General features: G+C 59.9%; 11 protein-coding genes. 8 read left to right on the top strand and 3 right to left on the bottom strand.

Features of this window, described 5'->3' with window-relative positions:
* Nucleotide 1 precedes the first annotated feature (1 nt).
* Genes kdpB through kdpF form a run of 3 tightly spaced genes read right to left on the bottom strand, consistent with a single transcriptional unit; the run spans nucleotide 2 to nucleotide 3,837 of the window.
* Nucleotides 2–2,050, bottom strand: a complete 2,049-nt coding sequence (gene kdpB, locus FFB58_RS08190; protein WP_138369583.1) for a potassium-transporting ATPase subunit KdpB — start codon at nucleotides 2,048–2,050, stop codon at nucleotides 2–4.
* 18 nt (nucleotides 2,051–2,068) lie between these two features.
* Entirely contained in the window at nucleotides 2,069–3,748 is a 1,680-nt protein-coding gene (kdpA, locus tag FFB58_RS08185; protein WP_138369582.1) for a potassium-transporting ATPase subunit KdpA, read from the bottom strand.
* Nucleotides 3,748–3,837: a K(+)-transporting ATPase subunit F gene (gene kdpF, locus FFB58_RS08180; RefSeq protein WP_072036638.1), complete on the bottom strand. Its 90-nt coding sequence runs from the start codon at nucleotides 3,835–3,837 to the stop codon at nucleotides 3,748–3,750. The genes kdpA and kdpF overlap by 1 nt, the downstream gene beginning before the upstream one ends.
* Nucleotides 3,838–4,146: 309 nt before the next feature.
* Between kdpF and FFB58_RS08175 the strand changes: the two genes are divergently transcribed.
* The 8 genes from FFB58_RS08175 (at nucleotide 4,147) to FFB58_RS08140 (ending at nucleotide 10,893) form a co-directional block, all read left to right on the top strand.
* Complete coding sequence (locus FFB58_RS08175; protein ID WP_039029414.1) at nucleotides 4,147–4,353, top strand: YbfA family protein; 207 nt, start codon at nucleotides 4,147–4,149, stop codon at nucleotides 4,351–4,353.
* Nucleotides 4,354–4,667: 314 nt separating this feature from the next.
* A complete protein-coding gene (phrB, locus tag FFB58_RS08170; RefSeq protein WP_138369581.1) occupies nucleotides 4,668–6,080 on the top strand; it encodes a deoxyribodipyrimidine photo-lyase in 1,413 nt (470 codons plus the stop codon).
* A gap of 10 nt (nucleotides 6,081–6,090) precedes the next feature.
* Complete coding sequence (locus FFB58_RS08165) at nucleotides 6,091–6,834, top strand: type 2 GTP cyclohydrolase I (RefSeq protein ID WP_039029323.1); 744 nt, start codon at nucleotides 6,091–6,093, stop codon at nucleotides 6,832–6,834.
* A 14-nt stretch (nucleotides 6,835–6,848) separates the two neighbouring features.
* Nucleotides 6,849–7,505 (top strand): 5-oxoprolinase subunit PxpB, encoded by a 657-nt coding sequence (gene pxpB / locus FFB58_RS08160; protein WP_039029324.1) that lies wholly within the window; start codon nucleotides 6,849–6,851, stop codon nucleotides 7,503–7,505.
* Nucleotides 7,499–8,431, top strand: a complete 933-nt coding sequence (gene pxpC / locus FFB58_RS08155) for a 5-oxoprolinase subunit PxpC (protein ID WP_039029325.1) — start codon at nucleotides 7,499–7,501, stop codon at nucleotides 8,429–8,431. The genes pxpB and pxpC overlap by 7 nt, the downstream gene beginning before the upstream one ends.
* Nucleotides 8,421–9,155 carry a 5-oxoprolinase subunit PxpA gene (pxpA, locus tag FFB58_RS08150; protein WP_138369722.1) on the top strand — a complete coding sequence of 245 codons (735 nt, stop codon included), beginning with the start codon at nucleotides 8,421–8,423 and terminating at the stop codon, nucleotides 9,153–9,155. Before pxpC ends, pxpA begins: the two co-directional genes overlap by 11 nt.
* Before the next feature lie 35 nt (nucleotides 9,156–9,190).
* Nucleotides 9,191–9,901 (top strand): DUF969 domain-containing protein, encoded by a 711-nt coding sequence (locus FFB58_RS08145; protein WP_039029326.1) that lies wholly within the window; start codon nucleotides 9,191–9,193, stop codon nucleotides 9,899–9,901.
* Complete coding sequence (locus FFB58_RS08140) at nucleotides 9,898–10,893, top strand: DUF979 domain-containing protein (RefSeq protein WP_138369580.1); 996 nt, start codon at nucleotides 9,898–9,900, stop codon at nucleotides 10,891–10,893. The genes FFB58_RS08145 and FFB58_RS08140 overlap by 4 nt, the downstream gene beginning before the upstream one ends.
* Nucleotides 10,894–10,897 lie beyond the last annotated feature (4 nt).

Below are 10,897 nucleotides of genomic sequence, written 5' to 3'. Positions count from 1 at the left end.
CTTAAACCAGCCCAAACAGAGTCAGCACGACGTCGATGGCTTTAATGCCGATAAAGGGCACCACCAGCCCGCCCAGACCGTAGATCCACAGATTGCGGCGCAGCATGGCGGCGGCGGTGAGCGGTTTGTAGCTCACGCCTTTCAGCGCCAGCGGGATCAGGAAGATAATGATCAGCGCGTTGAAGATCACCGCGCTCAGAATTGCCGAGGCGGGGGAGTGGAGGTGCATGACGTTCAGGGCATTCAGCTGCGGATAGGTCGCCGCGAACGCCGCCGGGATGATGGCGAAATATTTCGCCACGTCGTTGGCGATACTGAAGGTGGTGAGCGACCCCCGGGTCATCAGCATCTGTTTGCCGATATGCACCACCTCGATCAGCTTGGTGGGGTTGGAGTCGAGGTCGACCATATTCCCGGCCTCTTTTGCCGCCTGGGTACCGGAGTTCATCGCCACCGCCACGTCCGCCTGGGCCAGAGCCGGGGCGTCGTTGGTGCCGTCACCGGTCATCGCCACCAGGCGTCCTTCTCCCTGGTACTGGCGGATCAACGCCAGCTTAGCTTCCGGTGTCGCTTCAGACAGAAAATCATCCACCCCGGCCTCGGCAGCAATAGCGGCGGCGGTCAGGCGGTTATCCCCGGTGATCATCACCGTTTTAATACCCATCTTACGCAACTGGGCAAAGCGCTCCTTGATGCCGCCTTTGACGATGTCCTTCAGGGCGATCACCCCCAGCACGGTAGCGCCTTCCGCCACCACCAGCGGTGTGGCCCCCTGACGGGCGACGTTCTCCACCAGGGTATCGACCTGCGGCGGGAAGTGGCCGTTGTTGGCCGCGATATGACGGCGAATGGCGTCCACCGAGCCCTTGCGGATCAGGCGATCCTGAATGTTAATCCCGCTCATCCGGGTCTGCGCCGTAAAGGGGACAAAGGTGGCATGCAGGCTCTGCACGTCGCGCTGGCGCAGATTGAAGCGCTGTTTGGCGAGAACCACGATGCTGCGGCCTTCCGGCGTTTCGTCCGCCAGCGAGGCCAGCTGTGCGGCGTCGGCCAGCGTTTTTTCATCCACGCCCGGGGCGGGAAGAAACTCGGAGGCCTGGCGGTTGCCCAGGGTGATGGTGCCGGTTTTATCCAGTAGCAGCACGTCGACGTCGCCTGCCGCCTCGACGGCCCGTCCGCTGGTGGCGATCACGTTAGCCGCCAGCATCCGGCTCATGCCCGCCACGCCGATGGCCGACAGCAGGCCGCCGATAGTGGTGGGGATCAGGCAGACCAGCAGGGCAACCAGCACCGTGACGCTCACCGCCGTCCCGCCATACGACGAGAAGGGCCACAGGGTCGCCGTCGCCAGCAGGAAGACGATGGTTAGCGCCACCAGCAGAATGGTCAGGGCGATTTCATTTGGGGTTTTGCGCCGCTGGGCGCCTTCCACCATGGCGATCATCCGGTCGAGGAAGGTTTCTCCCGGGTTGACGCTGCACTGGATCACCAGCCAGTCGGAGAGAATACGCGTCCCGCCGGTGACCGAGGCGAAATCGCCGCCGGACTCACGAATGACCGGCGCAGACTCCCCGGTAATGGCGCTCTCATCCACCGAGGCCCCCCCTTCGATGACCTCCCCGTCGCAGGGAATAATGTCTCCGGCTTCGACCAGCACGATATCGCCTTTGCGCAGCGCATCCGCCGGCACCCTGTCGGTGGCGGCACCGTATTTCGCTTCGCGTAGCTTGCGGGCGAACGCCGTCTTCTGGACCCCTTTCAGGCTGTTGGCCTGGGCCTTGCTGCGTCCTTCTGCCAGCGCTTCAGCCACGTTGGCAAACAGCACGGTGAACCACAGCCACAGGCTGATCGCCGCGGTAAAGGTGGCGCTCCCGGCCAGTAACCCGGCCGCCATGGCTATGGCAAGCAGGGTGGTCAGCAGGCTTCCCAGCCAGACGATAAACATCACCGGGTTGCGCCACTGCACGCGCGGATCTAATTTTTTTATCGCATCCATCAGCGCCTGGCGAACCAGAGAAGGTTCGAGCAGGGCCAGTTGCTTACGACTCATGACGATTACTCCGTTAAATCAGCGTAAAGAGAGATGTTCCGCAACCGGGCCTAATGCGAGGGCGGGAATAAAGGTAAGGGCGCCTACCAGCAGGACGGTGCCGATCAGCAGGCCGACAAACAGCGCGCCGTGTGTGGGCAACGTGCCGCCCGAGGCGGGCTGGCGGGTCTTGTTGACCAGCGATCCGGCGATGGCCATTACCGGCACAATCACCCCAAAGCGGCCGATCAACATGCAGAACGCCAGCAGGCAGTTCCAGAACGGCGAGTTGGCGCTGAGGCCCGCAAAGGCGCTGCCGTTGTTGTTTGCCGCGGACGAAACCGCGTACAGCACCTCGCTGAAGCCGTGGATCCCGGGGTTGAAGATGCCGCTGCGTCCGGCGTCGGTCATCAGCGCCAGCGCGGTACCGAGCAGCACCAGCGCCGGGGTGACGAGGATCGCCAGAGCTGTCAGCTTCATCTCGCGCACGTCGATTTTCTTGCCCAGATATTCCGGGGTGCGGCCAATCATCAGCCCGGCGATAAACACCGCCAGCAGCACGAACAGCAGCATGCCGTACAGGCCCGATCCGACGCCGCCAAACACCACTTCGCCAATCTGCATCAGCCACAGCGGGATCATCCCGCCCAGGGCGGTGAAGGAGTCATGCATAGCGTTGACCGCGCCGCAGGAGGCAGCGGTGGTGATCACCGCATACAGGCTGCTGGCAAGAATGCCAAAGCGGCTCTCTTTCCCTTCCATATTGCTGTTGCTGTCGGCCCCCAGCAGCATGAAGTGGCTGTTGCCCTGCCATTCCGCCCACATCACCAGCGCCGCGCAGACCACAAAGATGGCGGACATGGTCCAGAGGATCGCGTGTCCCTGGCGGCGATCGCTCACCGCCTCGCCAAAAGCAAAACAGAGCGCGGTGGGGATCAGGAAGATCGCCAGCATCTGCACGGCGTTGGTCAGGGCGGTCGGGTTCTCAAACGGATGGGCGGAGTTGGCATTAAAGAATCCACCCCCGTTGGTACCCAGCATTTTGATCGCTTCCTGGGAGGCCACCGGCCCCATCGGCAGCAGTTGTTTAGCCCCTTCCAGCGAGGTAAACGGCTGATACGCCAACAGGTTCTGCAATACGCCTTGCTGGATAAACAGCAACGCGATGACCAGCGACAGCGGCAGCAGCACCCACAGGGTGATGCGGGTCAAATCGACCCAGGCGTTGCCAAGCGTAGTGACATTCTGACGAGCAAAGGCGCGGATCAGGGCGAAGATCACCGCAATGCCGCTCGCCGCTGAGAGGAAGTTCTGTACCGTCAGTCCCACCATCTGGCTGAAATAGCTCAGGGTGGTTTCACCGGCATAAGACTGCCAGTTGGTATTGCTGACAAAGCTGACGGCGGTATTGAGCGCCAGATGCCAGGAGAGCCCCGGAAGCTGCTGCGGATTGAGCGGCAGCCAGCCCTGAAGCATCAGCATGGCGAAAAGCACCACCAGGCCCACCCCGTTCAGCAGCAGGATAGCGAGCAGATAGTGCCGCCAGCCCATTTCATCGGCACCTATTCCGAGCAGGCGCAATAAACCTGCGTCAATGGCCTGCACGCCGGGCAGCGGCAGGCCGTTAATCATCCGTGCCAGCCACATCCCCAGCGGTCGGGCGAGCGCCAACAGCACCAGCAGGAAGCTGGCAATAAGCAGAAATCCCTGAGAGGCCATCAGAATGCCTCCGCATTAAGCAGGGCATAGATCAGATACCCCAGTAACAGAAACACCAGCACGATGCCCGCAATGATACCTGCACTCACAATTCACCTCCGGGTGACATTAGATATGGTGCAAACGGTAAATTTTCTGGCGCAAAGATTTCGCAAAAATCAGGCGGGGAGGTGTAAAAAAAGTATAAAAATGGCTAAGACCATAATTTAACTAATGGTTAGTATTAATTTAACTTTTATGTAACTCAATTACGGCGTGAATTGTAAATATTCACTAAATGGATGAAAAAGAGTGGTCGGATGAGTAGTAAAATTACAGCCAAAGCGTTACTATTTTCATCAGTTAATCAGTTTTACTTTTCCGGAGAAGGTTTCCGGCCAGAGAAAGGGGAGAAAATGATGGAATTTTACAAAGCGTATCCGGCACATATCGTTTTTATTCGCCGCACTTTCGCTGTGTTAGCGGGTGTTCTGGCGTTACCAGTTATGCTTTTCTGGAAAGATCGTGCCCGTTTTTACAGCTATCTGCATCGCGTCTGGGCTAAAACCAGCGATAAGCCGGTGTGGATGGATCAGGCTGAAAAAGCCGTTTGTGACTTTTACTAAGAAAGACTACACACAGCAATTGCAGTAATAAAAAAACCGCCACAGCAATGTGGCGGTTTTTTTTATCCCTCGGGATTCGCGGTCCGTAGGGATGATTCAAACAAGCACTACCAGAGAAGTTAATCTTAACCTTAACCGCCCTCAGGCGAAATTTGCGTTATCTAAATGAATTCTGAAAGGGCTGCCACAGCCGGTCCATAGTCTCGTTAAGGCCGCCATCAGGGCGGCCTTTTTTATTTCAGTATGGCTACACTTGTTAAAGGGAAGTATCCTCGGTGACTTGTAGATGTTACAGACGATAATACTGGAGTGTTATGGCCACCCATCTGGTCTGGTTTCGCGCCGATCTGCGCATCCACGATAACCTGGCGCTTGCCGCCGCCTGTCGCGACAAAAAAGCCCGCGTGCTGGCGCTATTTATCGCCACGCCACAACAGTGGCAGCAGCACGCCATGGCCCCACGTCAGGCCGCGTTTCTTCATGCCCATCTCAAGGGTTTGCAACGGCAACTGGCCGACAAAGGCATTCCGCTGCTGTATGAGGAGGTTCCTGATTTCGCTGCCCAGGGTGAAAAAGTGGCCCAGCTTTGCGACAAGCATGATGTCACCCATCTTTTTTATAACTACCAGTACGAACTCAACGAGCAGCAGCGCGACCTCCAGCTGGAGCGCGCATTGCAGGACGTCACCTGTCAGGGATTTGATGACAGCGTGATCCTGCCGCCGGGCAGCGTGATGACCGGCAATCACGAGATGTACAAGGTCTTTACGCCGTTTAAAAATGCCTGGCTACGGCGGCTGAAAGAGGGGCTGCCCGAGTGTGCGGCGGCGCCTGCCGCCCGTGAAGGTGAAAAGGTTACTCCGGCAGAGCTGGATTTCGACTATCCAAAACAGCCCTTCGATACTGACCTCTTCCCGGCGAGCGAGAAAGAGGCGATTGCCCGCCTGCGTCAGTTCTGCCAGCAAGGGGCAGGGGAGTATGAGGCGCAGCGTGATTTCCCGGCCATCGAAGGCACCAGCCGTCTCTCAGCCTGTCTGGCGCTGGGGGTACTTTCTCCCCGTCAGTGCCTGCACCGATTGCTGGCAGAACAACCCCAGGCGCTGGAGGGTGGACCGGGTTCCGTATGGCTTAACGAGCTCATCTGGCGAGAGTTTTACCGTCACCTGATGACGTATCACCCTGATTTATGTAAATATCGGCCATTCATCCGCTGGACGGATAACGTCAAATGGCAGTCTGAGGACGCCCAGCTGAAGGCGTGGCAATATGGACAGACCGGCTATCCCATTGTCGATGCCGCCATGCGCCAGCTGAATGAAACCGGCTGGATGCACAACCGCCTGCGCATGATCACCGCCAGCTTTCTGGTCAAAGATCTGCTTATCGACTGGCGCGCCGGGGAACGGTACTTTATTTCGCAGCTGATCGATGGCGACCTGGCCGCCAACAACGGCGGCTGGCAGTGGGCGGCGTCGACCGGAACCGATGCGGCCCCCTATTTTCGTATTTTTAACCCGACAACCCAGGGGCAGAAGTTTGATGCCGACGGCGTGTTTATCCGCCGCTGGCTGCCGGAACTGGCTACCGTACCGGACAAGGCCATCCACGATCCCTGGACCTGGGCGGACAAGCAGGGCGTCACCCTCGATTATCCGCGCCCGGTTGTCGACCATAAACAGGCGCGCGTTGCCACGCTGGCCGCGTATGAAGCCGCCCGTAAAGCATAAGGGAGTAATAATGAAAAACAGTGAACTGGAACGCCTGATTAACGACAAACTCAACAGCACCAGCTTCAGCGACTACGCGCCGAACGGCCTGCAGGTGGAAGGGCGTGAGCAGGTGCAGAAAATTGTCACCGGCGTAACGGCAAGCCAGGCGCTGATCGATGAAGCGGTGCGTCAGAATGCCGATGCGGTGATTGTTCACCACGGCTATTTCTGGAAAGGTGAATCGCCGGTTATCCGCGGCATGAAGCGCAATCGCCTGAAGACCCTGCTGGAAAACGACATCAACCTCTATGGCTGGCATCTGCCGCTGGACGCCCACCCGGAATTGGGGAACAACGCCCAGCTGGCGGCGCTGCTCGGCATTACCATCATGGGTGAAATCGAGCCGCTGGTGCCCTGGGGTGAACTCTCCATGCCGGTACCGGGTCTGGAGCTGGCGTCGTGGATCGAGGCCCGGCTGGGGCGTCGTCCGCTGTGGAGCGGCGACACCGGGCCCGATACCGTACAGCGCGTCGCCTGGTGTACCGGCGGCGGGCAGGGCTTTATTGACAGCGCGGCGCGTTTTGGCGTCGATGCTTTCATCACCGGCGAAGTGTCCGAGCAAACCATTCACTCCGCCCGTGAGCAGGGGCTCCATTTTTATGCAGCAGGCCACCACGCCACGGAACGCGGCGGTATTCGCGCCCTCAGCGAATGGCTGACAGAAAATACCGACCTGGATGTCACCTTTGTGGATATCCCTAATCCAGCCTGATGAGAGGTATATAAGTGCAGCGAGCACGTTGTTATCTGCTAGGCGAAACCGCCGTGGTACTGGAGCTGGAACCGCCAGTGACCCTGGCGACGCAAAAACGCATCTGGCGCTTGACCCAGCGGCTGGGTGAACTCCCTGAAGTGGTGGAAGCCATTCCGGGGATGAATAACATTACCGTGGTGCTGCGCAATCCCCACTCGGTGGCGCTGGATGCGATTGAGCGTCTGCAGCGCTGGTGGGAAGAGAGCGAGGCGCTGGAGCCGGATTCCCGCGCCATCGAAATCCCCGTTGTGTACGGCACCGCCGCGGGCCCTGACCTTGGCGAAGTGGCCCGGCATGCCGGGCTTTCGGAGAAACAGGTCGTGGAGCTCCATTCATCCGTTGATTATGTAGTCTGGTTCTTAGGTTTTCAGCCGGGGTTCCCTTATCTGGGCGGGCTGCCCGAGCAGTTGGCTACCCCACGTCGCGCCGAACCCCGGTTGCAGGTGCCGGCGGGTTCAGTGGGGATTGGCGGGGCGCAAACCGGGATTTACCCCTTAGCCACACCCGGCGGCTGGCAGCTGATAGGACACACCTCTCTGCCGCTGTTCGATCCCAGTCGTGACGAGCCGGTGCTGCTGCGCCCTGGCGATACCGTGCGGTTTATCCCGCAGAAGGAGGGGGTATGCTAAAAATAGTTCGTGCCGGGCTCTATACCTCGGTGCAGGACGGCGGACGCATCGGTTTTCGCCAGTCGGGGATCAGCTACTGCGGTGCGCTGGATAAACCGGCATTGCAGATTGGTAATCTGCTGGTGGGCAATGACCCGGACGATGCCGCGCTGGAGATCACTCTCGGGCAATGCATTTTTGAGTTTGAACAAGACGGCTGGTTTGCCCTGACCGGAGCAGGCTGTGACGCCCGGCTTGACGGCGCGGCGGTCTGGACCGGCTGGCGTCTGCCGGTAAAAGCCGGGCAGCAGCTCACCCTTAATCGTCCCCGTCGCGGCATGCGTAGCTATCTGGCGATCGCGGGCGGCATTGAGGTGCCGTCGGTCATGGACTCCCTGAGTACCGATCTGAAAGTGGGCCTGGGCGGACACGAAGGGCGTCTGCTGAAAGATGGCGATCGCCTGAAGATCCGTGCCGGTGGACGCGAATTCCGCGAAGCGCAGGGCGTGAAACAGCTGCTATGGGATAACCGCGTGCGCGCCCTGCCAGGGCCGGAATACCATGAGTTTGATCAGGCTTCGCAGGATGCGCTCTGGCGTCTGCCCTGGCAGCTCAGCCCGCAAAGTAACCGCATGGGCTATCGTCTGCAGGGGCAAAAACTGCAGCGTACCACCGAGCGCGAACTGCTCTCCCACGGCCTGCTGCCGGGCGTCATTCAGGTGCCGCATAACGGGCAGCCTATTATTCTGATGAACGATGCCCAGACCACCGGGGGCTATCCGCGGATCGCCTGCATCATCGAAGCCGATATGTACCACCTGGCCCAGGCGCCGCTCGGACAGCCGATCCACTTTGTCCCCTGTACCCTGGAAGAGGCTCTGGAAGCACGACGCATCCAGAAGCAATACATCGAACAGCTGGCGTGGAGGTTGCATGATCGCGGTTGATTTAAATGCAGATTTGGGTGAAGGGTGCGGCAGCGATGCCGCGCTGCTACAGCTGGTGTCGTCAGCCAACATCGCCTGCGGGTTTCATGCCGGTGATGCCGAAACCATGCTGGCCTGCGTGCGCGAGGCGCTGAAAAACGGGGTGGCCATCGGGGCGCACCCCAGCTTCCCGGATCGGGAGAACTTCGGCCGCACGGCAATGACCCTGCCGCCGGAGACGGTGTATGCGCAAATGCTGTATCAGATTGGGGCCCTGGCGGCGATCGTTCGCGCCGAAGGCGGGCAGCTGCGTCACGTGAAACCCCACGGCATGCTCTATAACCAGGCGGCGAAGGATCGCAATCTTGCCGATGCGATCGCCCGCGCTGTGGCGACCGTCGACCCGGATCTGATCCTGGTTGGGCTGGCCGGGAGCGAGCTGATCCGCGCCGGAACGCGCTATGGCCTGATCACCCGGGAAGAGGTGTTTGCCGATCGCGGGTATCAGCCGGATGGTAGCCTGGTGCCGCGGACTCAGGCCGGGGCATTGATTGCCGATGAAGAGCAGTCCCTGGCGCAAACCCTGGAGATGATCCAGCGCGGCCGGGTGAAAAGTATTACCGGTGAATGGGCAACCGTACACGCACAGACGGTCTGCATTCACGGTGACGGTGAACACGCCCTGGCCTTTGCCCGTCGCCTGCGTCAGGAATTTGAAGCAAATAATATAAAAATCAGTGCATAACGCACATTTGCAAACACAACAACAGGAAAGAGAACATGGCAGAGACGCTGTCCCTGTGGCCACTCATCGGTATCGCGGTGATTGTGGTCGGGTTTCTTTTACGCTTTAACCCGGTGCTGGTGGTCATTGTCGCCGGGATCGTCACCGGCCTGGCGGCGCATATGCCGGTCGCCACCATTCTGGAAAAACTGGGTGAAGGGTTCCTGAACACCCGCAACCTGCCCTATATCCTGCTGATCCCGCTGGCGGTTATCGGTCTGCTGGAGCGCCACGGGCTGAAAGAGCGGGCCCAGGCGTGGATCGCGAAGATCCACAGCGCCACCGCCGGTCGTCTGCTGATCGTCTACCTGTTTGTCCGTGAAGCTTCGGCAGCGATGGGGCTGACCAGCCTCGGCGGGCATCCGCAGATGGTGCGCCCGCTGCTGGCACCGATGGCAGAAGGGGCCGCAGAGAAGAAATATGGCGAGCTGCCGGGGGCGGTGCGTTATCGCCTGCGGGCCATGTCGGCGGCCACCGACAACGTCGGGCTGTTCTTTGGCGAAGACATCTTCGTTGCCTTTGGCGCCATCATCTTTATGCATAATTTCATGCTGGAATCCGGCGGCATCCAGACCGAGCCGCTGCATATTGCCCTGTGGGGGATCCCGACCGCGCTCTGCGCCTTTGCGATCCACGCCACCCGACTGTACCGCCTGGATAAGCATCTGGAGCGCGAACTGGCGAAAGTGCAGGGAGAGGTGAAATGAATTTCCAGCAAAGCTATCTCTACTGGCTGGCAGGCCTGATCCTGCTGATCGTGGCGCTGATGTCGTTTCGCGATAAAGACAACCCTCGACGCCTCACCACCGGTCTGTTCTGGGGCATTTACGGCCTGCTGTTCCTGCTCGGCAACTGGACCTACGATCTGGTGGGCGACAAGCGCACCGTCCATATCGCCGTGGGTCTGGCGGTGGTCGTCCTGGCGCTGATCGCCGGTTTTGGCGGCGTGCGTCTCGGCAGCTATCACCAGCGCACGGCAGAAGAGCGCGAGGGCAGCGCGAAGCGACTGGGCAATCGCCTCTTCTTACCGGCGCTGGCCATTCCGGTGGTGACAGTGGTGGGCGTGCTGATGTTTAACCACATCCCGGGCCTGCAGGAGACGCTGTTCGGGCCGGGCAACCACTCGACGCTGGTCACGCTGTTCTCGATGACCGTCGGCTCGCTCATTGGCCTGGGGATGGCGGTCAAAATGACCCATGAGAAAGTGCATCAGCCTCTGCAGGAGGCGCGCCGTCTGCTCGACTCCATCGGCTGGGCCTTTATTCTGCCGCAAATCCTCGCCACCCTTGGCCTGCTGTTTACCGCCGCCGGCGTCGGGGAGGGGATTTCTTACCTAACCCAGACGTATCTGGCGGTGGACAGCCGGTTTATCGCGGTGGCGGTTTATGCCGTGGGCATGGCGCTGCTGACGATGGTGATGGGCAACGCCTTCGCTGCCTTCCCGATTGTCACCGCAGGGATCGGCATCCCGATCCTGGTCCTGCAACACGGCGGCAACCCGGCGGTGATGGCGGCGATTGGTATGTTCTCCGGCTACTGTGGCACGCTGATGACGCCGATGGCGGCTAACTTCAACATCGTGCCCGCCGCGCTGCTGGAGCTGCCCGATAAAAATGCGGTCATCAAAGCGCAGGTGCCTACCGGGGTGCTGCTGCTGATCGCCAACGTATTCCTGCTCTACTTCCTGATGTTCCTGTAAGGAG

Origin of the sequence: Enterobacter sp. MF024 (genome assembly GCF_005843915.1) — a bacterium.
Classification (GTDB): domain Bacteria; phylum Pseudomonadota; class Gammaproteobacteria; order Enterobacterales; family Enterobacteriaceae; genus Enterobacter; species Enterobacter barmai.
The sequence above is the reverse complement of the archived record's forward strand: the minus strand, read 5'-3'. Positions and strand labels throughout refer to the sequence as shown.

Excerpts from the sequence above, each read along its gene's own strand:
- FFB58_RS08140 (WP_138369580.1), top strand. The coding sequence starts at position 9,898 with ATGAATTTCCAGCAAAGCTATCTCTACTGGCTGGCAGGCCTGATCCTG.
- FFB58_RS08145 (WP_039029326.1), top strand. The coding sequence starts at position 9,191 with ATGGCAGAGACGCTGTCCCTGTGGCCACTCATCGGTATCGCGGTGATT.
- pxpC (WP_039029325.1), top strand. The coding sequence starts at position 7,499 with ATGCTAAAAATAGTTCGTGCCGGGCTCTATACCTCGGTGCAGGACGGC.
- FFB58_RS08175 (WP_039029414.1), top strand. The coding sequence starts at position 4,147 with ATGGAATTTTACAAAGCGTATCCGGCACATATCGTTTTTATTCGCCGC.
- FFB58_RS08165 (WP_039029323.1), top strand. The coding sequence starts at position 6,091 with ATGAAAAACAGTGAACTGGAACGCCTGATTAACGACAAACTCAACAGC.
- phrB (WP_138369581.1), top strand. The coding sequence starts at position 4,668 with ATGGCCACCCATCTGGTCTGGTTTCGCGCCGATCTGCGCATCCACGAT.
- kdpB (WP_138369583.1), bottom strand. The coding sequence starts at position 2,050 with ATGAGTCGTAAGCAACTGGCCCTGCTCGAACCTTCTCTGGTTCGCCAG.
- kdpA (WP_138369582.1), bottom strand. The coding sequence starts at position 3,748 with ATGGCCTCTCAGGGATTTCTGCTTATTGCCAGCTTCCTGCTGGTGCTG.